Here is a 26711-nt window from a genome sequence, read left to right on the forward strand (position 1 = left end):
AGCGATGGCTGGAGTCCTGCTGCATGACAGAGACCTGGCACAAGCAAGTCATAAGCCGGCGCCCCAGCGATACTGCCAGGCGAGCCCGAGCAGATCGAAGTTGTTGCCGGTGCGGGCTGAAACGCCACTGCTACCGTAGAGCTTGATCGAGTGGTGAATAGTCACCGGAAATGCGAGGGTGGCGCCAAAGCGCCAGTTCTGCTGCAGATCGCTGCCCAGCGTGCCGTCGAGCGTCGTACGGCCGCCGGCGAAATAGGTGGCGTCCAGCGAGGCCCAGATACCCCCGCTAAAGCTGTGGATCAAGTGCCCCTCCAGCGAATAGAGCGCTTCCTGCGAACGCTTGTTGCCGTTGAAGAAGTCCTTGTTGTCGGTGAACAGGGTTGCCGCCGCCGTACCCTCCAGCGTCCACCGCCCGAGCGCTTTGGAGAGCCCCAGTTCGGGCTTGAATGACCAACGGTTGCTGCCGAGATTGACTGCTTTGCTGTTGTCGTACTGGCCCAGCGGCGGGCTCACGCGCAGGCTCGCACCGACGATCAGGTCCTGCTCGTAGGCGGCAAACTCGCGCAGCGAAAGTGCCGGTGCGCCGAAGACGTTGACCGACAACTTGAGCACCGGATCGGCGAAACCGGAGACGTCGCGGCGGAGCACCTCCCCTGCGAAATTGGCATTTCCGCTCAGTTCGGTGTAAGGGACGATGATGTTGAGCTTGGCCGACTGGCCGAAGAAGTCGAGCACCCGCCCATAGGCGAGGATTGCACTGGAAGTCGTCAGCTGCGGATCGGTCACCGCCAGGGAACTGTCGAAAGCCAGGCCGCCGCGGGTATACCCGTAGCCCGCGATCAGGAAATTCAGGCCGATCGGCGCGTTGGAGTAGGAGCGCGGCTCCATGTCCTGCGCCTGCGCAAAGGAGGATAGGAAGAGCGTGCCGACAATCTGCCCGGCAGCGACAAGCAGCGCGCGGAGGGCGCGACCAGGCTGGGCAGAGAAGCGACGCCGGGATGCCGGTAAAAGGCGTGCGAGTATGCCCATCACTCTGAAGAAAGGGGGCTGCCGGCGCATCACGAACATCATGGCAGCGCACTCGCTGCCGGCGATGGCGGCCCTGCCGGTGGTGCAGTGGCAGCATCGCCCTGAGCCGGGACGCTGCCCTGGCCGCCGACGAGCGCAGGCCCCGAGCGAAGGTGCAGATCGCGCTGCGGGAACGGAATCTCGATACCATTCTCGCTCAGCACCGCGTCGATGGCGAAGTTGAGTTCGTGCGTTACGCGCAGCCGCTTGTCGAAGGAACCAACGAACGCGCGGACCTCGAAGTCGAGTGAGCTGTCGCCAAAGTCCATGAAATACACCGACGGCGACGGCTCCTGCAGCACGTCGGCGTTGCCCTGCACCACCTCCAGCAGCAGCCGCTGGACGAGCGCGATGTCACTCCCGTAGGCGACGCCGACCTTGAGCAGCAGCCTGGTGGTCTGGTTGGAGAGCGTCCAGTTGACGACGCTGCCCGTGATGAAGGCCTTGTTCGGGATGATCACTTCCTTGCCGTCGAAATCGAGCACCGCGGTGGCACGCGCGCGGATGCGTGCGACGGTGCCGGTGACATCACCAACGGTAACGATGTCACCGATGCGGATCGGACGCTCGGCGAGAACGATCAGTCCGGAGACGAAATTGGCGACAATCTCCTGCAGGCCGAAGCCCAGGCCAACGCCCATGGCGGCGATCAGCCAGTGCACGTCGTCCCAGGCGATGCCGAGGATGCTGAAGGCGCTGACCATGCCGACGGCGGCGAGCGCATAGCGGGTGATGACCTTGATCGCGTAGGTGGCGTCGGCCTCAACCTCGAAGCGCTGCAGCAGGACGATGTCGAGCAGAGCGCCGACATTGCGCACGGCGACCGCAGTGACCACGGCAACGACGATCGCCAGGAACAGGTTGCCGACGGTCAGCGGCAGCGTCGTGCTCTGACCGTCTACCGTGGCATGGTAAGTCCACAAGGGATGGTCGATGATCACCGACAGCGCCGGCAGGCCACCTTTCCACACCCACCAGATGCCGCCAAGCAGCAACAGCGTGATGAACAGGTCGAGCAAGGATCGCGTCTGCTCGCTGATTGCGGCGATGTCGAGCCTGGTTATCGGCGGCTCGGCCACCTCGCTCCCATCCTCGCCGCCCTCCACCGCTGCCTCCCGGGCCAGTCGCAAGGCCTCCAGAGCCTGGCGACGGCGCAGGCGTCGGCGCTCGACCTGCACCCATAGCGCAATCAGACCGTAGAGCGCCACCGCGCCAAGGACCATGAACAACGACATCAGGATATGGCCAAAGAAATAGGCCGCGGCGACCGAGTAACCGGCGGCACTGAGCCCGGCGATCGCCAATGGCACAGCCAGCGCAGCGCCGAACCAGAGGGCATAGAGCCGAACCGCCCAACTACGCGGTGCGCGCGCGTACAGGCGCTGGATCAGGGGGCTCCGGCGGCGCAGCAGGCGGCCCAGGAAAAGCGCGAAAACGAGCATCGCCAGGGTGAAGCTCATCCGTCCAAGGCTTTCCCGGTTCGCAAACGGCGCATGGTCCAGTCCGTTCAGCGCGACGAGGAACAACAGCGGCACGAACATCAGGGTGAAGCGACGTAGCGCCTGCCCGGAAAAGCTCAGCAATGACTCGTCCCAGCCAAAGTGACCACCGGCAACGCCACGGCGATCGAGCAGCCCGGCAAAGGCAGACAGCGCCAGCAGCAGCTTGGCACTCACCACCAGGGCAGCGGCAAGCGCCAGCGCGAAGCGCTGCGCATCGGGGGCCGTCCGCAGCAGATCCGCCGCTGTCCACAACAGCAGCGGGCCGGGCAAGGCCAGCGCCAGGGTGATGGCCAGCGCGGTAACCGTGTAGCCGATCCAGTAGCGCTCGGCATTCCCTGCACTCGGGGCGAGGGCGACGAGCTTGGCTTGCAGGCGCTGGCGGGCGAGAAACAGCGTGAGGGCAAGCACCAGGGCCAGCGTCGGCCAGAACGGTCGCCACGCCAGCTGCCCGCCGAGAGTAAGAACTGCCGCGCGCCAGTTGGCGGCTGAAGTCATCCATGCCCACGACGGAGCGAGCTCGCTGATGGTTTGCAGGCTTGGCCGCGCGGGCACCCAGAAGAGCAGCCGGGTCAGCTCCGTACGCACCGCCTGCGTTCGCTGCACCAGCGCGAGAGCGGCGGCATCATTGGCCTGCAAGGCTTGCGCCAATTCCTGCTGCAGCTCGTCGAGGCTGGTCAGCAGGACTTGCTGCTGGCGGAGTAGCGGCCGCGCGACGGCCGCGAACTGCGGCCATAGGGTATCCGGGAGCGCTGGCTGCGCCGTCCCGAAACGCAACACGACGGCGGTCTCCATGTCCGCGAGTTCGTCCAGCGCATGTTCCGCCTTAAGGCTGGTATCGCTCGCCGCTTCCAGCAGCTCTTTGCGCACGTGCCGCGCGGCGTCGAAACCCTCGACACTGGGCAGCAAGCTCAGTTGCTCGATAACCGTCTGCGAAAAAATCTGGCCCAGCGCATGCACCTGCGCGTGCCGCTCGATGCGCTGCATGCGTTGCTCGAGTTGCTGCTGACTGTTGCGCTGCTGCACGAGATCGCTGCGCGCCCGCTCGAGTGCCGTCTTCGTTTCAGCAATCTGAGCTGACAGGCGGGAATTCTCCGCGGCGATGGCATGGGCCAGAGCAGCCGGCGCGGCCACTTCCGCGCGTACCGGGAGCGCCACGAGCAGCGCCATGCCGACCAGCACGATGATCGCCGGGTAGCGGATCAGCGCACTGCCGAAACGCCCGGCGTAGATGCCCAGGGCGCGCAGGAGTCCGTTCACGGCGTCTGAATCGCGACCGCAATTTCACCGCTGACGCGCGCCAGGGCGCGGCTGTGCGCGGCGACCAGGGCATCGAAATCGCCGCCGGCAGTTGTCTCACGTACCAGCGATCGTCCGCTCCTGGAAGTGTCGTCGGCGACACGGCGAACGGTCCATATGGCCTCGATCACCACCGCATCGCCCAGGGTCGATTCGAACTTCTGGATATCGATACGGACCTGGTAATCGGTCGTCGTTTGCGTGCTCTGGCCATAGGGCCAGACGCGCTCCGTCGCCAGCTCCTGCGCCAGGTTTGCCGCGATCACGCGCGTAATGTCTTCGGGGAGCGGCGACGCCCAGCGGTTGAATTCGTCGAGGCGCACCTCGTTTGCGCCCGCATGCACGACGATCTGCGGTCGATCGACCACCGTCGGCAACGCCACCGGACCGACGGCGACCGACGGACCCGATGCCTTGCCGCCCGTTGGGCTCGGGCCGCTCAAAGTGTAGAAGCGTGACGTCGGCGAAGCACAAGCGCTAACGATGGCGAGCAGCAGGCAGGCGATGACAGTCCGATAACGCATCGGGGTTTCTCCTCAGTCTCAGTTCTTGCCGCGAAGCAGGGCTTCGGGATGGCGATCGAGATAGTCGGTCAGCACGCGCAGCGAACGTGCCGCACGGGCGACTTCACGCATCGCTTCGCGCAACTCCTGCTGGCCCGGTGAATCCGGTGCCAGGAGCCCCTTGTCCGTATTCTTGATCATCCGGTCTGCGGACGCGGTGGCACGACGAATCTCGTCAAGCACCTTCTTGAGCTCCGGGGTGACGTCCGAATCGAAGCGCTTGACGGCCTGGTCAGCATCCTTCAGCGTCTGATTTAACGTTACCAGCATTTTCCGGGTGTCGGCGCCGATTGCCTCGTACGGCAGCTTGTCGAGCTTGGCGAGAATGCTGCCGATCTTCGCCTCGAAGTTCGGCAGGGTGCTCGGAATCGACGGCACCACCGATTTCTCTCCGCTCCAGTCGATCTTGACCTTCCGCGCATCGGGGTGGAAATCGAAAGACACGTAACGCTGGCCGGTCAGCAGGTTGCCGCTCTGAATCTGGGCTCGCAAGCCGAAGTCTTCGACCATCCGCTCGAAGAAGGCCTCGCGTCTGGGACTGACGCGCGCCAGCATTTCGCCGCGGACTGGCTGCGCGTCGTGCATTTGTGCAATCAAGCGCTCGGGATAGACGACGAACTCGACGCGGCCGCGCAGGCGCTTGCTCTTCGGTTCGATGTCGAGGCCGACATTGGTGACTTCGCCGCCTGCCAGCCCGAGCAGAGTGACCGGTGCGCCGACCGACAGCCCGCGCAGCGACTCGTCGAAATGAAGGACGTAACGCCTCGCCATCGGCTCCGGCTGCTTCATCGCCGTTGCCTGATCGCCGTGCAGGATGAACTCGGCTTCGGCGGCGGCCGGTTCCGTTTGCGGTGAAAACGGTGGCGTCTCGAAGGCCAGCCCGCCAGCAATCAGCGCGATCATCGACTGCGTACGCACGTCCAGACCATCGGCGTCGATCGACAGATCGAAGCCGCTGGCGTTCCAGAAACGTGTTCCAGGATTGACGAACTTATCGTAGGGCGCATTCACGAAGACCTTGATCTCGACCGCCTGGCCATCTTCCGTCAGCTCGTAGGCGACCACCTGGCCGGCTGGCAGGCGTCGGTAATAGACCGGCGAACCGATACCCAGGGAGCCCAGGTTGTCGGCCTTGAGCAGGAATTGCCGCCCGGGCTGATCGCCGGTGATGATCGGCGGCACTTCGAGTCCGCTGAAGCTGCGCTGGCTGCGGTCCGCCTTGCCGGCCTCGAAACCGATGTAGTTGCCGGAGAGCAGCGTGCCGAGACCGGAGACGCCACTCAGCGTGATACGTGGCTCGACAACCCAGAATTTCGCGTCCTCGACCATCAGGCCGGCCGCGCTCTTGGCGATCTTGGCGGTCACCGTGACGCTGCTGTAATCGTCGGACAGTTGTACGGCGGCCACCTGACCGATATTGACGTCCTTGTACTTGACGACGGTCTTGCCGGCTTCGATGCCCTGCGCATTCTTGAAGACGATGCTGATAAGCGGGCCTTCGCTGAGAACGCGTTGCACCGCGATGCCGACGGCGACCACCGCGGCAAGGATCGGAATGATCCACACCACCGAAATGCGGGTTCGTTTCTTGCGCACAACGGTGGCCTGCGGGAGTACATCATCACTAGTGCTGCGCTCAGTCATTCTCGTTCTCCATAGGGCCAGCGGCATCCCAGATCAGTCGGGGATCAAAGGTCTCGGCGGCAATCATCGTCAGCACCACAACCACCGCAAAGAACAGTACCGCAGGGCCAGGCCGGACCACCATCAGAGGCTCAAGTTGCACCAAAGCCACGGTGAAAGTGACGACAAAAACATCAAGCATCGACCAGCGGCCAATCAGTTCGACCATTCGATAGAGGCGCGCCCGCTGGTGACAACCGCCGCGCATGCCGCGGTGCACGCTGATTAGTAGATAAGCCAGGGCCACCAGCTTTCCCAGTGGCACCATGACGCTGGCGATCAGGACGATCAGGGCCAGCGGCCACGATCCGGAGGCGAAAAGGTACACCACGCCGCCCATGATGGTGTCGGCCTCCGACGAGGCGAAAGTACTCGTGGCCATCATCGGCAGCATGTTCGCCGGGATATAGCAAACCGCCGCCGCAATCACCAGCGCCCAGGTACGCTGCAGCGAATAGGCGCGGCGAAACTCGAGTTCGGCACCACAGCGAGGACAATGCCCCGGATCTTCCGGGTGCACAGGCCGCGACAGGAGCTTGCAGGTCTCGCAGGACACCAGCCCCATCTGCGCTGCAGTGCGCGCAGCTGTGCTCAGCGACAGGCTCATCGCCCTCCCCCCGGCAAGGCTCGCCTGATCGACGGCCTGCGTCGAGGCCTCTTTACCCGTCTCCCAGTCTACCAGCTTCCAGATTTCTCGGGCATCGAAGCTGACCATGATCGCCGGCACCAGCACGGCCAGCAGACCCATCGCATACATGCCGATGCCGGGGTCCACGCTGGCCAGCTGGGCAATCTTGATCAAGGCCACGAGAACCCCGAGCGACATCACGTCGTACATCGACCAGGGCTGCATATGCAGACTCCAGCGCAAGATCTCGCCGACCCAGTGCGGCAGGCGGGCGCGCTGCGAGCGCCTCGCGGTAAGCAACACGGCCAGCATCAAGACCATGAAAAATGCCGGCGCAATGACCCCGCAGAACATGACGATGGCGGCCGCAATCTTCTCGCCCTCGTGCCACAGCTGCCAGGCGCCGCCGACGATTGTCGTGCTCGCGTGCCGGCCAACGGCCGACAGGCCGATCATCGGCGTGACGTTGGCAACGACGAAGACGATCGCCGCGGTAACAGTCAGCGCCAGGGGTATCTGCAAGGGATCGGTCGGCCGCGCGGCCAGGGAGTAGCCGCAACGCGCACAGAGCGCCTTGCCGCCAATCGGCAGAGGCGGAATCCGCTGCAGCAGGTCGCATTCCTGGCAAGCCATCAGCGGCTGCGACGCAGGGGTACGGCAACTGCTGGCGGAATCAGTCATCGCCAAGAGCCAGCAGCGCGACGCTCATCTGACATACACCGCCCCCCTTCGGCCACTAGAAGAACTTCCAGTTGTAGTAAGCAGCAACATAGATAACGTCGGTATTGTTGTACGAGCCGACGACCTTGCCGCGCCCGCCAAGCGCCACCGGTGCCGTCGTCTGCAGCTGGGTATCGAGCTTACCGCCGTACAGGTACTCGGCGGCAATGCCCCAGTAGGTGGTCTTGCTGAGCTGCTGCTCGCCGCCAACACCGAAACGCCAGGCCGAGTTTACCGGCAGCAACGGCGAGACGTCGCCCGACTGCATGCCGGAGTCGTAAGCAACACCAAAGTTGAGCAGCCAGGGTTCGCTCAGGCGGTGCTGCGCGCCGAGCGCGACGTGCCAGGTATCATTGAAGTTCAGGTTCTGCGTCAGGCTGACCGGATCATTGGTGTCCGAGATGCCCAACTGCACCTCGCCGAACTTGGACCACTGCTGCCAGCCAACGCTGCCGAGCACCGCCCAGCGATCATTGACCTGGGTAAACACGCTGGCCATCGCCTGCTGCGGGACATTGATCCCGACCTTGATGTCGGCGTCGAGTGTGCCGCGGTTGCGCAGTATGGTGGCCAGATCGGGGCCGAGGTTGGAAAACTTGGCCGGTCCCTTGAAATCCAGATCGATCTGCGAATTCCAGGTCAGCCCCAGGCGTGTGCCCGGATCGATCTCATAGAGCAGGCCAAGGTTGAGCCCCCAGCCCCAGCTGCGGTCGTCCATCTTCAGTCGGCCGTCGCCAAGGCCAGGCGCCGGATTGTTGATCGCCACGTAGTTGGTGTAGATGCCGTACATGGCATTGACGCCGGCGCCGAGCGAAAGCTTGTCGTTTACCTTGTAGGCGATCGAGGGCAGCAGGGAGATTCCGAGCAGCGTCGTTTCCTGCACGTAGTAGCGCCCGACCCAGTCGTTGTCGTAGCTCAACGGCGCACCGAAGTTGCCGGTGACCGCAAAACCGAGCTTGAGGTCAGGCGACACGCTATAGCTCAAAAAACCGCCGCCACCGGGGAACCAGCCATTCGAGCCAACCGCGTAGCCGCCGTTGTCGCCGCCAAGTCCGGGTGAGGTGCCCGTGTCGGCCGAGAACTTGGTGTTGCCCCAGAGCAACTGCCCCCCGGCCAGGAACTGCGTCCCCTCCAGCCTCGTCATGCCGGCAGGATTGCTGAGCACCGTCGACGCATCCTGCGCGCGCGCACCGTAGCCGGCCGACGCCAGACCGACGTCGGCCGTCCCGACCTCGTAGGCAATCAAGCCGCCGGCCATCCCCTGGCCGGCGGCCAGGGCGCCGGTGCACAAAACCAGCTTCACCGCCTTGCGGCACGCTGTACCCATCTCAAGCTGCCAAGTCATCATCGTCACCCATCCGCAATTGAATAGCCGTCAATTTCTTCGCCGCGAGCGGCCGCCAAGCGCGGGAGCGAACCACTGATGCCGCGGAAGAGCCAGCTGCCGCTCGCTCCTCCACACACCCGAAACTACCGCCAGCCAACGCCGCGACGCCCGACCCCGACGCCGTGGAAGCCAACTCCGACGCCGCCGCCGGGACCAATCCAGTCGATGAACAAGGCAGTCACGCCGCCGCTCGTCGGCACCGTGCCTTCGATAAGCTTATAACTGTACACTAGGTCCTTGCCGTCGACGACCGGCTTGCTGATCTCGACGATGGTCAACGTGTTGTTCTCTTTGCCCGGCTCATAAACCGACAGGGTGGCATTTGGCGGATCGGCGCTGAAGTTGTTCGGTCCCGCCGCAGCTGTCCACTCTTCAAGATAGGCCGCCAGCGTGATATGGCCGGCGACGCGCACCGGCCGATCCGAGAAGTAGATCGTCTGTGGCGCGACGTTGACCAGGCGCAGCGTCGTGTCGTCGGCTTTCAGCCTTTCAGCGCTTTGCACGAACATCAACTGAAGCTTGCTTTCCTCCCCTGCAGTTGCGGGGTTGAGCAAAGCACCAAGCGGGGCAGCCGCAACCAGCGCGGCAGCGGCCACGAAATTCCGTCTTGCATTCATCGTCGTACCTTTCGTCAAAAAAAAAAGCGGGCCTCGGCGATCGCCGCATCATGGCAAAGAAATTGGCAGCGGCATGGCCCGACCTTGCCGCGCCGGTATCGCCCGCGCGCCCTACTGCGTCAGCTGATTGAGGATCTTTTTCTTCGCCGCCTCGTAATCGCTGGCGCTGATCAAGCCCTGGTCGTACAGCGACTGCAGTTCCTTGAGCCGCTGTTGTGGCGTCTTGGTCTGGCTGGCGTTCGCCGCGGCCTGATCGGCGGCAGCCGCCGCCTGCTGGGCCGATGCAGCAGAGGCATTGGCTGCGGCCTGCGCCGAAGACGCAGCCGCGGCTTCCTGCGAAGCGGCCGCATTTTCATTACCCGCATCCTCAGATTTGCCAATTCAAGCTGGAGACTTGAGCGCTCCGCGGCGGTGCTTCCGGACGACGCTCCTCACACCCTCGCCGCGAACCGAGGCGGCAACGACCGCGACAGCCTTACCGGAACTCCCGACAGAACCGATGATCCCGTTTCAGCGATGACGCCTCGTGCCGCGATCGCCGACGGGACCGGGCTGGTTGACGCCCGGGTCTCTGCCAACATTGCCGGCTGCTCCGGGCTGGTTAACGCCGGGATCCCGCCCGATATTGCCGACCGCTCCGGGCTGGTTAACGCCCGGATCGCGTCCGACGTTACCCGCCGCGCCAGGCTGATTGACGCCGGGATCCCGCCCGACGTTGCCGACCGCTCCGGGCTGGTTGACGCCCGGATCCGTGCCCGACGTTGCCGGCTGCACCGGGCTGGTTGAATCCTCGGTCGCGCGCGTTCAGCGTCGCCGGCACGGCGACGATGAGGGTACCGATCAGCAGCGCCGGTAGCCACGTTTTTTTTGCCGCCGGCCGGCCGGCCGACGATCTCTTTCTGCACTGTCATTGCTGCCTTCATTGTTTTCTCCAGGATAATTGAAGCTGCTCCAGCGCAGCTCGACGCAAGCCCTGTCGCGCCCAGCAGCACTCCACGCACCCTCCGAACTGCTACTTGCCGCCCGGCGTCGCTGCCGACTTCGGCATCACCTGCAACACGTAAAAGCCCTTGCCGACCGCAGTCGGGAAGTACGCACGCCCGCCGAAACCCGGCGGCGTCAGCGAGTTGATCGTCAGCGGCTCGAAAAAGTCCGACTCGGCGATGATCTTGCCGGTGGCCGCGTCACGCCAGGTCAGCTGCTCCTTGTAGTTGGCCGTGAACAGCGCGGCCTTCAGCGGCTCCTTCTCGACGTTGCGCTTCATGTTCGTCAGCAACAGCACACGCTTGTTCGCTGGCCCGAAAAGCGGCTGGAAGGTGGTGGTCGTGTTGTCGAGCACGAACACCACTTTCAGTTCGCCGCTGGCCGGGTCGAGCTTGATGCCGGCGACCTTGCCGACGCCCATGTCGGCGGAATAGATCATGTTGTTCTCGGGGTCGGCGCCGCACTTCGGCGGCGCAAAGCTCCACTCGCCCTTCTTCAGCTCGCCAAAGGGGAAGATGATCTGCTTCCTGTTCGCGTCCCTGAGGTTGGCGACAACGATGCTCGAGGCCACCTTTTCGCTGCCGGCGCCATTCAGCTGGAAGGCAATCCAGTCGCCGAGCAGGCTGGGTGCGGTGGCAGTGGTCTGGCCTTCCTGCATTGGATGGATGACCCAGGAATCGTCGGCAGAGAGCTTCTTCGTCGCCGGGTCCCAGAAATAGCGCCGCGCGCTCTTGTCCATGCCAATGTAGATCGCGATCCTGCCTTCGTACATGCTCACGATGTGCGGCGACGACGCCGGCTCGGGAAGCGGGATGTCATCCAGCACCTCGAGCGTATCGGGGTTGACCGCCACCAGGTGCGAGTTCGGCTGCTTCATGCCTTGCTCGGCCGCGCACTTGATGATCGCCATCGTGCCCTGTAGCGTGCATCCCTTGGGCCGTGTCTGATCCTTCATGATCAGCGTCCCATCGGGCGCGACGGTCATGTGCTTGAAGTTGGTGTCCATGGGCGGTGCGTCGCCACTGGGCAGGGTGTTGTGCTTCAGGATCAGGCCGCTGTCCGGGTCGAGCAGCACGATCTGGTTCGACCAGGAAAAGGCGATCTTGCCGTTGGCCAGGATGTTCAGGTTGGCGTTTCCGATCCAGCGGCCAGACGCGTTCAGGTTGTCCAGATAGGTGCGCCAAAGCTTCTTGCCGGTGGTGGCGTCGGCCTTGGCGACGAAGGGCCCGGCCATGTTCGGGTCTTCGAGCGTCGGGTATTCGCCACCAACAATGTACAGTTCGCCCGGCTGGCGGTTGTTGATGTACGAGATGCCCGGGTAGTCGTCGGCGCTGCGCCAGGCGAAGACAGTGTTCGCGCCGTCGCGCGAACCGAGGAAGCTGGCGCAGGGGAACAGGCCACTGCGCTGCGCATCGGAGATCTCCGCGCCGTTGAGTGACGAATAGTAGCCCGGCGTCGAGATCTTCTGCTGGCAGTCCAGCTCCTTCGCGTACAGGCTGACATCGCCCGGCAGCGGGCCGTTGGCGACGATCTGGTTCGGCATCAGGCCGATCTTCGCGACGCGCTGGTCGATCTTCGGCTCGATCACCGACCAGCCCAGGCGGTAGGCGGCGTAGCCAGAACGACCACCAAGATGAGGCCGATCAGCTTCAGCAATGAGGATGTCTTCAATGCACTTTCTCCCTTGTCGCGAGGTCGATGCGGCACATCACCTGGTCTTCAATCCCGACGCCTCGAACGCCGCTTTGTTGGTGTACTCGCCACGCGGGTAGTACGGCCCCATCACGTCCTCCTCCATGCCGGGCCTGGTGATGTTGTCGGGGCGTTCCTTCCAGGTCGGGTTGGTAGCCATGATGCGCAGCATCAACATGCCGAAGTCGGGCCGGTTCTTCGGCCCGGCAATGCCTTCGCCACGCGGGCTCCACTCGATCCAGGCGACGCCGTTTTCCGCCGTGGCGTTGGCCGGCCGGTCTTCCTTGCGGCTATAGACAATCGTGTAGTTGCGCTCGGCGTCGAGCGGCACCTGCATGTCGGTCAGGCCGTCGACGATCTGCCCCGACGGCATGGCCTCGCAGCTGACCAGGGACCAGTACTGGGTCTGTGCATCGGGCATGATCTCCAGGCCCTTGCCGCCAGCGCCGGCATAGGTGTTCGGGAAAGTCGGCATCTTGCCGCGCATTACGTAAACCGGGCCGAACTTGCGCGACAGCTGCACGAACAGGTACTCGGTGGCCGGGTCTCCGCCGCCGTCGATCGGGCCGGCGAAGGGGATTTTCGCGCGCTCTTCGGGCGTTTTGAACGAACCCAGGATCGAGTAGCGGATGTTCCAGTACTTCTCCCACACCGGCAGCTTGCGCGCCGGCGCGCTGGCCGGGTCGAGTTGCGGGTCGTTGCCCTTGGCGTGCACCAGCTGCTCCCACTGCTCGTCGGTCACCGGCTGCTTGGTAGCGCCCGGGAAGGGGCGACCGAAACTCTTGACCACTTCTTCCGACGTCAAGCTTGTGCCATCGGCCAGAGTGCCGGTATAGGTGGGCATGTGGAAACCGCCCCTGGGCGTGTCGGACGCCCCCCAGCCAGTACCGTCGCTGCCCTGGTCGGAGAGGTAGATGCGATTGACGAACTGCAGCTCGCTGCCACCTGTGCCGGCATAGACCACATTGGCCTCGCGCTGCTGCGGATCCTCCGGTGCTTCCCTGGCGACGACGCGCAGAGTGAACTTGCGCGCTTCGGCCAGACGGTCGGCGCCGACGCGGAAGGGGTTGCTTGAACCCGGGTCGGGATCAATGTTGCGCGCGTCGACAGCCTCCCCGATGGACACGAAAGTGCCGCCTTTTTCCCGGTACAGGGCGAACTGGAAGTAGCGCGCATGCGGATAGCGGTAGTTGAAGCTTACGCTGCCACCGTCAGGGAGCGCCATGCGGCCGATGAAGTAGGTGGACTGCCAGTCGGGCCACAGGTTGGGGTTCTGGATCGGCCGCGGGTATTCGAGGTGGTTCCAGTAGCCCCAGCCGCGCGGACCCTGGAACAGGCCGTCGTTACCGTAGCGCGTGTCGGTGCGCACGATGTTCTCGATCGACTTGTCGCCGAAGCGCCGCACCCCCAGCGCGTTGAGGTTCTGCACCGGCACCAGCGCCGGCGGCTTCCACGCCCCCTCGCCGAGCGGATACACCGACGGCGCCTCGGTCTTCGGCCAGTACATTCGCATGACGACGAACAGCGGCCCGTTCGGCGCCGGCAGCCAGTTCGCTTCCTTGTCCTTGCCCGGCGAATCCTTCTGGATGTACACGGTGATCGAACCGTCGGCGTTCCTTTTCAGCTCGGGCAGCATCGGCGAGTTGATCAGGTAGCGCTTGATCGGGTTGTCGATCAAGAGCTGTGTGCGCCCGTCGTACATGGTGATCGACCAGAAGGCGTTCACCGGCGGTAGCTGGCCGGCGGCGAAGGTCATCTGGTAGGTGTGCTTGCTGCCGTCGGCGACGATGCCGTTGCTGTCGTGCCGCGTGAAGGGGTAAACCGCCTCGGCCTCGCTGTTACCGTAGATGCCGAGCTTGGCGGCGGCAGCGCGCAGCGCCCAGTTGCCATTGTAGAAGTCGCGGTTGCCGGCGGCGGCACCGATATGCCAGCCATTGACGTCCTTGCCGATACTCTCGGCGGTCTGCCCGATCTTCTGCAGCGCGGCCTTGATCGCCTCGCCCATCGCCGCCTTGACGGCCGGCGTCAGTTGTTCAGCCAAAGGCTTGAGCCCGGCGCCAATACCGACTTTCGCGAAGCGTTCGCGCATCGGCTTTTCGACTTCGGCGCTGCCGGTCGGCGGGCAGAACTGCAGTAGGAAGTTCAGATAGGCGGCAAACTCGCTTGTGAAAGCCTCGGGCTTGAAGGCCGGCCAGTCGATGGCCGGCGCCGCGGGCGGCTTGGCGCCACCGATGAAGGCCGACAGCGGCTTGACCAGGTAGCCGGCCTGGACCTGCTCGACATTCGGCATGTCGGCCGGATTGAAGAGCTGCGTGCGGTAGATGGCCAGGCTGAACTGCGTCTCGCTGCGGAAGGTCCTGGCCACAGTGGCCGGGGCCGTACCCTGCCAGTCGGGCCCGGCGATCAGGTAGCAGCCGGCCTCATTGCCCGTGGCGCGGCTGCCGATGTAGCCATAGTTGTCGGTGTACAGGTCGACCAGCTGCACGTCGTAGTAGCGCGCCGGCTCGATCTTCGGCATACACAGCACCATCGGCTCGGCACGCAGGTCGAGCATGACCATCGAGTAAGGGGTGTCGCTGTTCGGCGTGCTGATCGCCGTATCATGCGGGGTGTAGACGCGCGCCTCATTGTGGAGGGTGTTGAGCGGCGCCTTGAACTGGCCCGACTTGCGATCGATGAAGTAGTCGTACTGCACCTTGTAGCCGACGATCATCGGCAAGCCGTAGAGGTACGCCTCTTCGACAGCATCCTTGATTCCGGCGACGGCGTCCGCTTCCGTCGCCGCCAGGCTTGCCGTTGCCATGGTAGAAGCCATGGTGATCGCCACAGCCAGCTTCAATACTTGCTTGCGCATGCTTAACTCCTCCTCTTGCCAACGATCCGGCTGAACACTGCGTGCGCTACGAAGGTGACCGGCCAGCCCATGAAAGGACGCGATTGTCGACTGTTCCGTACCAGCTTGCTTGATAATTTGCGACATCTGCAGGTACGCACCGGAAATCTTCACCATGGAGAACAATCAGGCAATGCAGGAAGCGAAAAGTGGCTATGGCGAAGTTCCGGAGGGATTTCAGCGCGTTGGCCCCCTGGCCAACATCGCCCAGATGATCGCGCACTTTGCGCTTGATGCCGAAGCGCTGTTCGCCAGCGTCGGCGTCGCGCGAGACCTGTTCAGCGACCCGGACAACATCATTTCGCCGCACACGGCCGGCAAACTACTCGAACGCTGCGCCGAGCTCAGCGGCTGCCCGCACTTTGCGCTGCTTCTCGCCCAGGCGCAAAGCGCTTCCTCGCTTGGCATGGTCGGCGAGCTGCTGCCGCACTGCGCCGATGTCGGCACGGCGCTGGCCCACCTGCAGAACCTTCTCCACCTGCACGACCGTGCCGGGATGGCGACGCGCACCATCGATGGCGACTCCGCGACCTTCGGCTACGCCTTGTTTGCCGGGCCAATCGCCGGCGTCGACCAAATCTACGACGGCACGCTTCTCATCGCGCAGAACATCATGCGCCTGCTCTGCGGCCCGCAGTGGAAAGCACGCGCCGTGCTGCTCTCACGACGTCGACCGGAGAACCTGCGCCCCTATAAACAAGCCTTTCAGTGCCCGATCGAATTCGATGCCGAGAGCTCGGCACTGGTCTTCCCGGCCAGCGATCTGCGCTTGCCGGTCGCCGGTGCCGACCCTGATCGCTTCAAGCTCTTGAAAGAAAGGCTGGAAGACATCCGCAGCCAGCATGATCTCGACCTCGTCGCGCAGACCCGTCGCGTGGTGCAGGCGATGCTCGTCCTGCGGCGCTGTTCGCTGAGCGGCGTCGCCCGGGAGCTCTCGATGAACCCGCGCCGGCTGAACCGCCTGCTCGAGCGCGAGGGCAGTACCTACCGGCAGTTACTCGACGAAGCCCGCTGCGGTTTCGCGCTGCGGCTGATCTGCCTGACCGACCTGTCGCTCGGACAGATCGCCGTGGTCCTCGACTATTCCAGTGCCAGCGCCTTCACACACGCCTTCAAACGCTGGAAGGCTGTCTCGCCGCTGGCGTGGCGACGCCTGCATGGGCGAACGATTACGACCGCTGCAAGCATGCACGATTCACGCTAGACTAAGCGGAGCATCACGCTCCCAAACACAGAACCCTCATTCAGAAAGGTAGCTTTCAATGAATCCAGACACACGAAAACCAGTGAATTTCGCAGCGCTCAGCATTTCCACGCTTGCACTTTCGGTGGCGATTGCCTTGGGACTATCGACCCCTGCGAGCGCCGATGAACTGGATGCCAAACGATTGGTGAAGGCCATGTCGGAGTTCCTGGCCGCGCAACAGGCGCTGTCGTTCAACTACGACGCCACTCTTGAGGTGGTCACCCCGGAAGATCAGATTCTCGCACTGGCAAGTTCGGGCAAGGTGGAACTCAAACGACCCGACAAGATTCATGCAACGCGCGCCGGAGGCTTTGCCGATGTCGACATGTCCTTCGACGGAAAAAAACTCACCATCCTGGGCAAGAATCTGAATATATATACTCAGGTCGAGATACCCGGCTCCATCGATCATCTGGTCGATGTGATGCGCGACAAATACGACCGCCCCCTCCCCGCCGCGGATCTGCTGCTGTCGAACTCCTACGATGCGCTCATGGAAGGAGTCGAAGACATAAAAGATCTTGGCAGTGGCGTGATTGGTGGCGTCGAGTGTGATTCGCTGGCGTTTCGAGCCAAAGACGTCGACTGGCAAATCTGGATTGCCCACGGCGACAAGCCTTATCCCTGCCGTTACGTGATCACCTCCAAGCGCGTGCCGAATGGCCCGAGTTACAGCATCCAGTTCAGTAATTGGAAGAGCGGGAAAGCGGTCGCGGCGAGTGGTTTCGAGTTCAAGAATACGAGCAAGGCCACCGCGGTCAAGCTCGAGGATCTCAAAGGCACGGGTGACTTGCCCGAGCACTTCACCAAAGGAGAAAGCAAATGACCAGGCTGAAAGCGGTTGCAGTTTTCACGATCGCCACGGCGATCATTGTTCTCGGAGCTGAAGTTGGCGAGCAGCTCTCAATTCCGGGGATTAACAGTGTCATCCCGCGAGCTGAAGCCATCGTTGGCCGGCCTCTCACGCCGGTAAGCTACGCTGGCGTGGCACGGCGCACCGCACGCCGTTACTAAGCAGCCGCTTGTTATCACGGCTGGTCCGGCAATGAGCTAACGGTCATGACAATCGAGACACCCCAAATCATGAAAGTCATGACCGTTTCCCTCTTCCCCTGCCCCTTCTCCCGCAAGGGAGAAGGGAGATTCGTGAGTCGCTTGCGCGACTTTCACATTAAGGGAAGCGGGCGTGGGCGATGAAGAGCACTTGCCAGCGCCCGCGCCTTCGCAGCTCAAGAACCACCGTTTCGCGCCGACGGCTCGTTTGGCGAAAGCCAGTCAGAGTCCTGGACGATGCCGAAGTCGCGAAGCCCGGCGATGAAGGCATCGGCGGCGCTGTCATGGCCTTGGCTGCGCACCAGGTCCAGCAATTTCGACGCCAGTTCGGCAAGCTCTTCGAGACTTTGCGCCGAATTGATGCTGGCGGCAGGATAATCCGCATCCACTCCCAGAGTGGCGAGCATGCTGGTTGCCATGAACTGCCTTGCGGCGCGCAATGAATCTGCCGATGAGCTAGCGCCAGCCTCAGCAGCGACTTCGATAAAACCGCAAGCGAGCAGACCGGCAATACCGGCGGCCGCCTGCGCTGGCGAGGAGAATCGGCGAACCAGCGCCGCGGCCGTGGACTTCCCGTCAATGGTGATCAGCAGAGCGCGCAAACGGGCCGGCAGCTTGTGTCTGCGCCACTTGATCTCGTCGAGCCCCCTGGCCGTCTTGGTGTAAACGATGTCCGGATCCATCGCCACTCCTCTGCTTCCTAGTTACGAATATAACACCATTTTATTTTCATGGTGACGGTCACGCGTGCCTCGTGAAAGCCTTGAAATGCGGTCGCCGGAGGGCGCGTGCCGGCCAGTGCTGTTTGACTATTTCGCGCGCTGCAACACCGACCGTCATGCTTTCGACACAAAGGCGACGTACCATCTGCCGATTGCTTACCCAGCACGCGCGGGCACGGATGACATTCTAGCGGGCTGACTGCCCCTACGCGCCCGGACTAACGGTCATGACATGTCGAGACACCCCTGATGATGAGAAAGCCATGACCGTTTTCCCTCTTCCCCTGCCCCTTCTCCCGCGAGTGGAGAAGGGAGTTTCGTGAGTCGCTTGCGCGACTTTCACATTAAGCCATAAGCCAAGGAGGCGGGGGGTGGACAGGTTCTTCAGCGGACTACGCATCGGCGAAAAAAATCGGCCTCGGCTTCGTCGTCATCGGCCTCCTTTTTTGTCGGCGTCGCCTGGCACTACCATCAGACGCTGGCTACTGTGCTCGGCGACTACCGGCAACTACAGGTTTTTGAAGTGCGAAAATCGCTGGCGCTGGAGATCGAGATCGAACTGGCGGCCGTACGTGACGCCGAGAAAGGCTTCCTCATCGAGCACCGGGAAGCCTTGGTGGAAGAAACCGACAAGCACTTGCAGGCGCTGAACGACAAGGTGGCGGCGCTGGCCGCGGTCGACCCGGACTCCCGACAAACCGCAGCGTCCCTGCAGGGCCTGCTGAGCAGCTATCAGGAAGATTTCCACGCCGTCGCCGACGCCTGGCGGATCATGGGACTGGACGAGGACTCCGGACTACAGGGCACCTTCCGCAAAAAGGTGCATCACCTGCAGGAGCTTGCGGCCAATTACAACGTCGACCGCCTGTACACCCTGCTACTGCAGATTCGCCGTAGCGAGAAGGATCTGGCCTTGCGGCAGGACCCTGCCTACCGCGAACAGGTTCGCCGCCTGATCGCCGAGTTTCGCCAGCTGCTGGAGACCGCCGAACGTCAGGACGCGGTCAGCCAGAAACTGCTGGCCGAGCTCACGGTATATGCGACGAGCTTCGAACCCTACGCCGAAAGCGCCCTCAAGGGCGGCAACGTCAGCGGCGGCAAGGGGCCGTTCCGCGACGCAGCGCACCGCATCGAAGCCATCCTGAATGCCTATCACGTGCCCAAGCTTGAAACCAGCGTCCTGCAGCTCCGACGACGCGAGAAGGACTTCCTGCTGCGCGGCGATGAGTCTTACCCGCCGATGGTGGTCGAAATCGCCGACGCCATTCGCGCGCAGATCACCGCTTCGCTGATCGCCGAGGCCGACAAGTCGCTGCTGCTCGGGCTACTGCAAGATTATCAAGAGGGCTTTCTGGCCCTGGTCGCGCAAAGGGCCAGCATCGCTATCCTGAGCCGCGAGATGAGTGCTGCCGCCGATCTTGTCGCGCCGCTGGTAAAGCAGAACGCGGACCAGGCCAATCAGATGATGGCCCGCCGCGTCGTGGAAATTACCGAATCGTCGGAGGCCAGCGCGCGGCTCAGTCTGATCGTCGTCGGCTGCGCCATCGCTCTCGGCGCACTCTTGGCGGTAGTGATCACCCGGCGCGTCGTGCGCCGCATTCAGTTGATGGCCGGACTGCTCGACGACCTGGCCTACGGCAGTCCCAGCCACCGCGTCCCGACGGTGAAGGGTGGACGCGACGAAATAAACGCCATGGGGGAATCACTGAACTCACTGGTCGAGCACCGGGCGACCTTCATGCGCTGGTGGAAGGAAGCAATGGCCGAAGTCAACGCGCGACGCGAGTTGGCTGGCGCGAACAGCGACGAGGAAAAGGACGAAGCGATGCACGATCTACGCAGCGCCGGCATCGCCAAACTACAGCTACTCAACGCCATTCGCAGCCGCCTGCTGCAGCATGGCGAGCGTGTTCTCGACATTTCTCAAGGTCTCCAGGCGGCCCCTGGCAGCGTCACCGAAGAGGATGCGAAAGCCCTCGAACATGCCGCCAAGGGCATGGCGACCTTGTTCGAAGTGCTCGCCACCGAGGACACACCCAGCACACTCAGCACATCCAGCAGTCGAACAGCGGCAAGTGCCAACGGCGGCGATCCCGCCTAGCGGCAAGCGAGCTCCCGAGCCGGTTTGGCAGGCCTTACACCTGCCGAAACATCACTCGCTGCAAGGCTCGGTCATAAATCCAGGCGGAAGGACTTCGCCACCTAGCGCCGGGAAGCGGGCACCCTCCTCCGCGTGCCGCTTCCGGTGAAGCGGCGGCGCGCCAGCCAGAAAGGCCTGGATAGCCTGCGCAAGCCCACTTCTCTGTAGTGCCAAAGCGGCGTCGACCTGCCTGCCCGCGGCGGCCCTGTCGCCGCCGACCAGCAAACACGCGGCTTGCGCGAGGCGGCGAGCGGCCGCAAGCTCGGCTTGCCGCAGCAGCGAAAAATCACAGCCACAACGGGAACAGGTGGCGGCCTCAGTCAGGCGCGCACGGCACGCCGGACAGCGCTCGAGATGTTCAGGCATCGAGGTAATAGAGGAGATCGGCCAGCGCATCGGTAGGCGTTTTCAGCTCGTCCGCGGATCCGCCAAGGCCATCCTTGACCGCCTCGATGGCGTTCACCAGGTCCTCGGCATCTTCGGCGGCCGCCGTGGTCAGCAGGCGCTCGGCTTTTTCGATTAGCGCCGTTGCTTCAATGCGCAGTCGCCGACCATCGGCAGTGCCCGCAGCATCGGCCCCGCCGGGGCGCTCCGCCGCCTCCTGCTCACCAAACAGCTCGTCGATCCGTTCGCGTGCGGCCAGCAACTTGTCGCCAGAGAAGGCGCTGATGGCCTTGTCGATGGTAATCGAATGCACCAGGCCGCTTTCCTTCTCGCGCGAAGTCACCTGCAGGATGCCGTTCACATCCAGCGAGAAGGTGGTAATCAGCGGATTACCGGCGGGGGCGTCGCGTAGCCCCTCGATCATGAAGCGCCCGATCGCGATATTGTTCAGCGCATCGGGATCTTCGCCCTGGTAGACGTTGATCTCGGCCCTGGTCTGGCCATCGAAAAGGGTGCCGAAGCCCTCGCTCCGCGAGACGGGAATCGGCGTGTTCTTGCGGATCAAGGGCACGAAGCAGTAGGGATACATTTCACCGTTGAAAGGCCCCATGGCACTGGTGCCGAAGGTGTAAGGAGTGACGTCGACGAGCACCGTCGGTGCCTGCGCACCAGCAATCACCGCCGCCTGAATGGCGGCGCCCATGGCGACGCAGAGATCGGGATCAACCTCTGCGCGAGGCTGCAGACCCAGCTCCTCTTCCAGTCGGCGCTGCACCAGTGGCGTGCGAGTAGCGCCGCCGACGAGCAGGATCTCGTTGATCTCGCTGACCGTCAATCCGGCACCACTGAGCGCCACATGCACCGCGGCGAGGGTCTCGGCGACAAAAGGCTCGATCATGTCCTCGTAGTCGGAGCGCGAAATCTCGAGCGACAAGTGAACCGGCACGCCGTCCTTCTCGGACAGATACTCCTCGCTCAAGCTGGCATACGGCTGCTCCGACAAGGTGATCTTGGCCGTTTCGGCGGCGCGCTGCAGGCGAGCCATGGCCACCGCGTTGTCACGAACGTCGATCGTGTTCTTCGTGCGCAGGTGCTCGACCGCAAAGCTGACGAGCTTCTCATCGAAATCGTCGCCACCCAGGTGATTGTTGCCGTGACTGGCGAGCACCTCGACGACATCGCTTTCCAGATTCACCACCGAGACGTCGAAAGTGCCGCCGCCGAGGTCATAGACCAGCGCCTTGCGCGCACCACTGTGACAGCTTTCGTAGGCCAGCGCGGCGGCGGTCGGCTCGTTGATGATGCGCATCACCTCCAGGCCGGCAATCTCGCCCGCCTCGCGCGTCGCCTGGCGCTGCGCATCGGAGAAATACGCGGGCACCGTAATCACCGCCCTGGTGAGCGTTTCGCCGGTATGGGCCTCGGCAATCTCGCGCAAGCGGCGCAGGATCATCGCCGAGATTTCCTGCGCACTGTAGTCCTTGCCAGCCATTTGCACGGCGTCCAGTTCGCCCATACGGCGCTTGATTGAACGTACGCTGCGCTCGGGATGCAAGACGTATTGGTTGCGTGCGGCTTCGCCAACCAGCAGAGTCCCGTCATCGGCGACACCGACCACCGAAGGGAGAATGCGGACCCCCGGAGCCACCTCGATGACCTCGACGCGCCCGTCGCGGACGATGGCCACCTCGGAGTTGGTGGTCCCCAGATCAATGCCGATAATGGTTTCTGTCATGTTCTGTTCGCTTTCTTGCTGACAATGACTTCGGCGATGCGCAGCAGCTCGCCGTCGTGGAAAAATCCGCGTTGAACTTCACGCACAACGCTACCGTCGGGGATCGCGGCCGACCCCGTAGCGGCTTCGAGACCGACAACGCGCATCCGTTGCGGATCAAGCGTTTCGCCGACGACCCGGATGGGCCGTACGCGATGGCCGGCAAGCAGCTCGTCGAGGCGTTGCAGGGTCAGGCGCTGCCCCTCGGCCAGGCTGGCGGCAAGACGCGTCGGACCAGGAAGCAGGCGCTCGAGAAACGATGACGGCGGTCGCCGCGCGGCGTCCACGCCACTCTGCAGGCGGTCGCGCAGGTCGATCAAGGCGAGCAGGAACTGCCGTGTGGTCTGCCCCTGGATCGAGGCCGCCTGCTCGCGCGCACGCTCGAGTTCCTCTTGCAGCCGCTCGCTATGCGCGCGCAGATCGTTGCCGAAGCAGCGCAACTCGTCTAGCGTATTCTTGAACTGACGCGATTGCAGACGCAGTTCGTTCTTGAGCACCGCCATTTCGGCGAGTAGAGTGCTCAGGTCGACCGCTGGCGCCGTGCTCTCCAAGTCATCACCGTCCCACGCATCGCCCGGCTCAGGCAGCTGCGCGGCGTCCTCCAGGTAGGCACGAAACTCCTCGACCAGACGCTCCACGCGCTCTCTTTCCTGGCCAGCGAGGGCCGTTGGCGCTAGCGTCTGTAGGTCAGTCAGCACTGGCGTCATTGCCGTCATTTCGCCCCCAGCACGCGCAGCACACGCTGCTCACTCGGGAGAGCAGGCGCGAAGTCGCTGCTGAGCGCGTGCAGCACGTCGTCTACGCTTGGCGATGAACGGTCGAAGAGCTGGTGTGCCAGGCGTCGGCGATGGTCGGAAATCGCCTCGTAGGCTGCGCGTACGCTCTCGAAGCGCTGGCGGTCGCGCTCGGGAGGCGATTCACGAATCGCCGCCAGGTACGCAGCTCGAATCGTCTCGTCGTTGGCACCCATCTCGACGCCAAGGATGCGGTAGGGATCAATCATCGAACAGGTCTCTCTGCCGGTCATCGTGAACCGGCGGTTTCGCTTTCGGGGCAACGGGGGAAGGTGGCGCGAGAGGAGGCTGCGGCTGCGGCTGCGGCTGCGGGTCAGGCTGAACACTCCCGGCGACAGGCCGAATTTCTTCGGCGACGCTCTCGATCAACAAGCGCGCCAGTTTCTTGCGATTCCCACCCGCGGCACGCTCCATTTTACTAAACTCACTAGCCGGGAAAACCGCGCGGGCCATGTTGATGGTTGCTTCTTCGCCGGCCATCTCGAACAGCATTTCCAGGGCTGCGCGTGGATTGGTGAACAACGTTTTTTCCACCTTGGCGAAGGCTTCGCCCAACTCGTCCAGATCTCCGAAATCGTCGAAATCGTCTGCATCCTCGTCGTCGAACTTCGCCGGCGGCGGTGACAGCAACTCGCGAATGCGTAGCGCGGTGCGTTGATCGCCTTCTTCGCGCGCCTTGTCCAGGGCTTCCTCGAGCGCCATGCCTTCGTCTAAGGATATCAACAAGTAGGCCGCGGAACCGTGGCGGGCGAAAACGTGGAAATAAACGAAGATCGGCCGCTCGGGCCAGCGCTTCCGGCCGGCGTCAGCGTAGGCCTGCAGCAAGGAGCGCTCGTTCCGGCGCAGCAGTGCTTCGCAAATCGAAATCCTTTCGGATTCGCTGAAGTCATGACGCGCAGCACCCCGCAAGGGTGCGCGCAACTCGTCCAGAACGGCGGCCAAAGTTCGCGGCCCGACTTCACACAGCGCGTTGATGGCATGCACCACGGCCAGCACTTCGCGCGCCGTCGTCGCCGCCGACAGTTTGATACCGGCACGACGCAGCGTAGGTGTCAGCTGAGCACCGAGGCGAGCGCCTTCGAGCAAGACGTGGAAAGCCGCCAGGAGATTGCCGCCGAATTCGGCCACCGCTTCGTGCAGCAGCCCGCTCGCCTGCGCATCGGTCGCACTCAGGCCGCGCAGGAGCTTGACGACACTTTTCTCGCTCGCCGCAGTCAGCCACTGCTCTGCCAGGTCGAGCTCCTTCCCCGCGGCCTCCGGTCGTCGCGCGCGAATCTGTTTGCGTGCGTGCGAGAGGTGCGCCTGAGCAATCAAGGCGCGCACCCGGGAATTGATCGGGTCGAGCGCCAGTACGCGCTTCGCCAGAGCCACCGCTTTCTTGAACGCGCTGCCGGCGAGAGCCGTTTCGACCGCTTCGAGGAGCACCGCCGGGTCCGTGGCAAAGTGCGCCAGCGCCTGGTCGACGGCGGTACGCGCCGCCCGCAAGTCGCCAGCCTGCCGATGGCTCTGGATCAGCTTCAGCTGCGTGCCGACGTCAGCCGGGTCAAGTGCCAGACTACGCTCCAGCCAGTCACGGCACTGCGCAGACATACCCTTGCCGCGGCCATCGTCGGCAAACAATTCAACCAGATGACGCAGGATCAGCGCCGCCTGCAGCGGCGCCTTCTCCGGCGCGGACAGCAATCCCGCAGCACGTAACCAGTGCGCCTTGCTCAGTGGCAGCTCGCCGTGCAGTTCCGCGGTCAGCGCCGCCAGGCACTCGCGCTCCTCTTCGGCCAGCGGGCCGAAAGTACTCTCGTAGTCGGGCACTCGTCTGTCCGCGAACGGCAACAGGCGGCGGCAGAGGGTCGCTGCGCTGGCCGGCACGCCGCCCTGGCGGTGCAGCAACAGCTCGAGCACCCTGCCTGGCGACGGTGCGGAATCGAGCGTCGCCATGGTCGCCACATTGAGCAGCAGGGAACGCCGGCTTTGCGGACAGCCCTTCAGGTCCAGCAGCAACTGCCGCCCCTGGTCATCGAGAGCCGGCAGCGCGGCAAGCCAGCGACTACCCGTAAGTAGCGCCGCACGAACGACCGCCGCCAGGCTTTCGAAAGGGCCTCCCGCAGCGACGCGGGCGCTCAGTTCGGCGGCCTGCGTCGGCTCCTCGGTAAGCAACAGCAGGGATTTCAGGAGATAGCGGAGATCGCGGTATGGCGAGCGAAAGGGTATCGCGCGCAGCTGCTCCTCAAGCGCCAGTTGGTCGCCACGAGCGCAGGCGGCGATGGCCGCCAGGGCGAGCGCACGATGACGGGATAGTGGACTGTCGGCGGCGAGTTGCGCCAGCGCTTCGGCGGGCGCAGTCAAGACCACCGCTGCCAGCCGTGTTTCAAGCTCGGCGATAGCCGACGGCGAGAGATCAGCGCTGGTGACCAGCAAGCGCAGCGCAGCAGCATGCTCGCCTGCGCGCAGCAACCACTCGACGTAGGGGCCTTCTGCCAGCGGCCGATCGCACAGGCTGGTGCGATTCCGCCATACCACCAGCGCTTCGGAGAGCATGCCCTTGGCGGCCAGCTCGCCAGCGCGGCCAGCATAGCTGGCGGCCAGACCGTCGACCCACTCGCTCCTGCGCTCCTGCTTCAGCAAGGTCTTGTATAGCTCTATCGCCTGGCGATACTGGCCCGCCGCAAGCGTCTTCGCGGCCTGAGCCTCCGGCGTCAGCGGCTCAGCGAGTACCGCTTGACGGACGCGCGAGGCAGGAGTTCTCTTCTTGCGGGACACAGACATGGATTCAGCTGAGAGTGAAGCGACGGCAGGAATTTTATCCCAAGAACGCGCCCGATTAGGCCCCCAGGCGCGCGCGCAGATCCACCCACTGCCGGTCGAACAGGCCCTCAATGGACTTGAAGTTGGCCTTGTAAGCCATTTTCCGGCTGTCACGGATCCAGTAACCCAGGTACAGATAAGGAAGCTTGTTGGCCGCACACTGGCTGATTTGCCAGACGATGTTGTAAGTGCCAAAACTGGCAGGGGAAAGATCCGGATCGTAGAAGGTGTAGACCGACGAAAGGCCGTCGTTGAGCACGTCCAGGATACTCACCATGCGCAGGACGCCGTTTTCGGTGAATTCGATGAGGCGAGTGTCAACGCGACTCTGCAGCAGGAAATGCGCGTACTGGTCGTGGCTGTCCTCGTCCATGCCGCCACCGGCGTGCCGCGCCGCCTGGTAACGCAGGTAAAGCTGATAGTGCTGCTCATTGAAGCACAGTGGCAGTTCGCGCGCCTGCAGGCGCGCGTGCCTGTGCACACTGCGGCGCTGGCTGCGGTTGGGCTGGAACAGATCAACCGGAATGCGTACCGGGATGCAGGCCTGACAGTGGTCGCACTTCGGCCGGTAGGTGAACAGGCCGCTACGTCGAAAACCGCTACGCACGAGTTCGCCGTAAATCTCGGTGCTGATCAGATGGCTTGGCGCGGCGACCTGCGAACGCGCCCGCTCACCCGCCAGGTAGCTGCAGGTGTAAGGGGCCGTCGAGTAGAACTGCAGCAGGGAGAACGGCAGTTCCGAGTCATTGAGGCGCGCCATGCA

The 26711-nt window shown here is 63.6% G+C and carries 21 protein-coding genes; 5 read left to right on the top strand and 16 right to left on the bottom strand.

All coding sequences use genetic code 11. The features are described from left to right. Positions 1 to 48: 48 nt before the first annotated feature. The 7 genes from E4Q23_RS07110 to E4Q23_RS07140 form a co-directional block, all read right to left on the bottom strand. Complete coding sequence (locus E4Q23_RS07110; protein ID WP_248595291.1) at positions 49 to 1071, bottom strand: transporter; 1023 nt, start codon at positions 1069 to 1071, stop codon at positions 49 to 51. After that, on the bottom strand, positions 1068 to 3827 hold the full coding sequence (locus E4Q23_RS07115) for a mechanosensitive ion channel domain-containing protein (RefSeq protein WP_169065990.1): 2760 nt from the start codon (positions 3825 to 3827) through the stop codon (positions 1068 to 1070). The genes E4Q23_RS07110 and E4Q23_RS07115 overlap by 4 nt, the downstream gene beginning before the upstream one ends. Then, positions 3824 to 4390, bottom strand: coding sequence for a PqiC family protein (locus E4Q23_RS07120; RefSeq protein ID WP_169065991.1), 567 nt, complete (start codon positions 4388 to 4390; stop codon positions 3824 to 3826). Before E4Q23_RS07120 ends, E4Q23_RS07115 begins: the two co-directional genes overlap by 4 nt. Before the next feature lie 18 nt (positions 4391 to 4408). Further along, positions 4409 to 6073 (bottom strand): intermembrane transport protein PqiB, encoded by a 1665-nt coding sequence (locus E4Q23_RS07125; protein ID WP_169065992.1) that lies wholly within the window; start codon positions 6071 to 6073, stop codon positions 4409 to 4411. Continuing rightward, the gene (locus E4Q23_RS07130) at positions 6066 to 7421 is read right to left on the bottom strand and encodes a paraquat-inducible protein A (protein ID WP_169065993.1); all 1356 of its coding nucleotides are present in this window, start codon (positions 7419 to 7421) and stop codon (positions 6066 to 6068) included. The genes E4Q23_RS07125 and E4Q23_RS07130 overlap by 8 nt, the downstream gene beginning before the upstream one ends. 55 nt (positions 7422 to 7476) lie before the next feature. Further along, positions 7477 to 8805 (bottom strand): OmpP1/FadL family transporter, encoded by a 1329-nt coding sequence (locus tag E4Q23_RS07135; RefSeq protein WP_169065994.1) that lies wholly within the window; start codon positions 8803 to 8805, stop codon positions 7477 to 7479. Positions 8806 to 8930: 125 nt separating this feature from the next. After that, the gene (locus E4Q23_RS07140) at positions 8931 to 9464 is read right to left on the bottom strand and encodes a hypothetical protein (RefSeq protein ID WP_169065995.1); all 534 of its coding nucleotides are present in this window, start codon (positions 9462 to 9464) and stop codon (positions 8931 to 8933) included. Positions 9465 to 9548: 84 nt separating this feature from the next. Here E4Q23_RS07140 and E4Q23_RS23650 point away from each other — a divergent pair, with 84 nt between their 5' ends. Next, positions 9549 to 10250, top strand: coding sequence for a hypothetical protein (locus E4Q23_RS23650; RefSeq protein WP_248595292.1), 702 nt, complete (start codon positions 9549 to 9551; stop codon positions 10248 to 10250). 226 nt (positions 10251 to 10476) lie between these two features. Here E4Q23_RS23650 and E4Q23_RS07150 read toward each other — a convergent pair whose 3' ends face one another. Next, positions 10477 to 12036: a hypothetical protein gene (locus tag E4Q23_RS07150; protein ID WP_169065996.1), complete on the bottom strand. Its 1560-nt coding sequence runs from the start codon at positions 12034 to 12036 to the stop codon at positions 10477 to 10479. Between the two features lie 120 nt (positions 12037 to 12156). Then, positions 12157 to 14994, bottom strand: coding sequence for a DUF1254 domain-containing protein (locus E4Q23_RS07155; RefSeq protein ID WP_169065997.1), 2838 nt, complete (start codon positions 14992 to 14994; stop codon positions 12157 to 12159). Positions 14995 to 15148: 154 nt separating this feature from the next. Here E4Q23_RS07155 and E4Q23_RS07160 point away from each other — a divergent pair, with 154 nt between their 5' ends. After that, positions 15149 to 16237 (top strand): AraC family transcriptional regulator, encoded by a 1089-nt coding sequence (locus E4Q23_RS07160; RefSeq protein WP_169065998.1) that lies wholly within the window; start codon positions 15149 to 15151, stop codon positions 16235 to 16237. A 36-nt stretch (positions 16238 to 16273) separates the two neighbouring features. Here E4Q23_RS07160 and E4Q23_RS23655 read toward each other — a convergent pair whose 3' ends face one another. Further along, positions 16274 to 16435, bottom strand: a complete 162-nt coding sequence (locus tag E4Q23_RS23655; protein ID WP_248595318.1) for a hypothetical protein — start codon at positions 16433 to 16435, stop codon at positions 16274 to 16276. Between E4Q23_RS23655 and E4Q23_RS07165 the strand changes: the two genes are divergently transcribed. Next, a complete protein-coding gene (locus E4Q23_RS07165) occupies positions 16434 to 17105 on the top strand; it encodes a DUF2092 domain-containing protein (protein WP_291998481.1) in 672 nt (223 codons plus the stop codon). The two genes, E4Q23_RS23655 and E4Q23_RS07165, sit on opposite strands and share 2 nt — an antisense overlap. Next, entirely contained in the window at positions 17102 to 17293 is a 192-nt protein-coding gene (locus tag E4Q23_RS07170) for a hypothetical protein (protein WP_169066000.1), read from the top strand. Before E4Q23_RS07165 ends, E4Q23_RS07170 begins: the two co-directional genes overlap by 4 nt. Positions 17294 to 17508: 215 nt before the next feature. On the opposite strand, the gene E4Q23_RS07175 is transcribed toward E4Q23_RS07170, so the two are convergent. Further along, positions 17509 to 18015, bottom strand: coding sequence for a hypothetical protein (locus tag E4Q23_RS07175; RefSeq protein ID WP_169066001.1), 507 nt, complete (start codon positions 18013 to 18015; stop codon positions 17509 to 17511). 562 nt (positions 18016 to 18577) lie between these two features. On the opposite strand from E4Q23_RS07175, the gene E4Q23_RS07180 reads away from it, so the two are divergent. Beyond that, entirely contained in the window at positions 18578 to 20155 is a 1578-nt protein-coding gene (locus E4Q23_RS07180; protein WP_169066002.1) for a hypothetical protein, read from the top strand. A gap of 397 nt (positions 20156 to 20552) precedes the next feature. On the opposite strand, the gene E4Q23_RS07185 is transcribed toward E4Q23_RS07180, so the two are convergent. Genes E4Q23_RS07185 through E4Q23_RS07205 form a run of 5 tightly spaced genes read right to left on the bottom strand, consistent with a single transcriptional unit; the run spans position 20553 to position 26708 of the window. After that, positions 20553 to 22313: an Hsp70 family protein gene (locus tag E4Q23_RS07185; RefSeq protein ID WP_169066003.1), complete on the bottom strand. Its 1761-nt coding sequence runs from the start codon at positions 22311 to 22313 to the stop codon at positions 20553 to 20555. Further along, on the bottom strand, positions 22310 to 23050 hold the full coding sequence (locus tag E4Q23_RS07190; RefSeq protein WP_169066004.1) for a nucleotide exchange factor GrpE: 741 nt from the start codon (positions 23048 to 23050) through the stop codon (positions 22310 to 22312). Before E4Q23_RS07190 ends, E4Q23_RS07185 begins: the two co-directional genes overlap by 4 nt. A 14-nt stretch (positions 23051 to 23064) precedes the next feature. After that, entirely contained in the window at positions 23065 to 23355 is a 291-nt protein-coding gene (locus E4Q23_RS07195) for a J domain-containing protein (RefSeq protein ID WP_248595293.1), read from the bottom strand. Beyond that, positions 23348 to 25909: a tetratricopeptide repeat protein gene (locus E4Q23_RS07200; protein WP_169066006.1), complete on the bottom strand. Its 2562-nt coding sequence runs from the start codon at positions 25907 to 25909 to the stop codon at positions 23348 to 23350. The genes E4Q23_RS07195 and E4Q23_RS07200 overlap by 8 nt, the downstream gene beginning before the upstream one ends. Positions 25910 to 25964: 55 nt before the next feature. Further along, on the bottom strand, positions 25965 to 26708 hold the full coding sequence (locus E4Q23_RS07205) for an arginyltransferase (protein WP_169066007.1): 744 nt from the start codon (positions 26706 to 26708) through the stop codon (positions 25965 to 25967). Positions 26709 to 26711: the final 3 nt, after the last annotated feature.

Source organism: Candidatus Accumulibacter phosphatis (assembly GCF_012939955.1).
In the GTDB taxonomy this organism is placed as follows: domain Bacteria; phylum Pseudomonadota; class Gammaproteobacteria; order Burkholderiales; family Rhodocyclaceae; genus Accumulibacter; species Accumulibacter delftensis.

Excerpts from the sequence above, each read along its gene's own strand:
- E4Q23_RS07110 (WP_248595291.1), bottom strand. The coding sequence starts at position 1,071 with ATGATGTTCGTGATGCGCCGGCAGCCCCCTTTCTTCAGAGTGATGGGC.
- E4Q23_RS07120 (WP_169065991.1), bottom strand. The coding sequence starts at position 4,390 with ATGCGTTATCGGACTGTCATCGCCTGCCTGCTGCTCGCCATCGTTAGC.
- E4Q23_RS07125 (WP_169065992.1), bottom strand. The coding sequence starts at position 6,073 with ATGACTGAGCGCAGCACTAGTGATGATGTACTCCCGCAGGCCACCGTT.
- E4Q23_RS07130 (WP_169065993.1), bottom strand. The coding sequence starts at position 7,421 with ATGACTGATTCCGCCAGCAGTTGCCGTACCCCTGCGTCGCAGCCGCTG.
- E4Q23_RS07135 (WP_169065994.1), bottom strand. The coding sequence starts at position 8,805 with ATGACTTGGCAGCTTGAGATGGGTACAGCGTGCCGCAAGGCGGTGAAG.
- E4Q23_RS07140 (WP_169065995.1), bottom strand. The coding sequence starts at position 9,464 with ATGAATGCAAGACGGAATTTCGTGGCCGCTGCCGCGCTGGTTGCGGCT.
- E4Q23_RS07155 (WP_169065997.1), bottom strand. The coding sequence starts at position 14,994 with ATGCGCAAGCAAGTATTGAAGCTGGCTGTGGCGATCACCATGGCTTCT.
- E4Q23_RS07160 (WP_169065998.1), top strand. The coding sequence starts at position 15,149 with ATGGAGAACAATCAGGCAATGCAGGAAGCGAAAAGTGGCTATGGCGAA.
- E4Q23_RS07165 (WP_291998481.1), top strand. The coding sequence starts at position 16,434 with ATGTCGGAGTTCCTGGCCGCGCAACAGGCGCTGTCGTTCAACTACGAC.
- E4Q23_RS23655 (WP_248595318.1), bottom strand. The coding sequence starts at position 16,435 with ATGGCCTTCACCAATCGTTTGGCATCCAGTTCATCGGCGCTCGCAGGG.
- E4Q23_RS07170 (WP_169066000.1), top strand. The coding sequence starts at position 17,102 with ATGACCAGGCTGAAAGCGGTTGCAGTTTTCACGATCGCCACGGCGATC.
- E4Q23_RS07175 (WP_169066001.1), bottom strand. The coding sequence starts at position 18,015 with ATGGATCCGGACATCGTTTACACCAAGACGGCCAGGGGGCTCGACGAG.
- E4Q23_RS07185 (WP_169066003.1), bottom strand. The coding sequence starts at position 22,313 with ATGACAGAAACCATTATCGGCATTGATCTGGGGACCACCAACTCCGAG.
- E4Q23_RS07195 (WP_248595293.1), bottom strand. The coding sequence starts at position 23,355 with ATGATTGATCCCTACCGCATCCTTGGCGTCGAGATGGGTGCCAACGAC.
- E4Q23_RS07200 (WP_169066006.1), bottom strand. The coding sequence starts at position 25,909 with ATGTCTGTGTCCCGCAAGAAGAGAACTCCTGCCTCGCGCGTCCGTCAA.
- E4Q23_RS07205 (WP_169066007.1), bottom strand. The coding sequence starts at position 26,708 with ATGGCGCGCCTCAATGACTCGGAACTGCCGTTCTCCCTGCTGCAGTTC.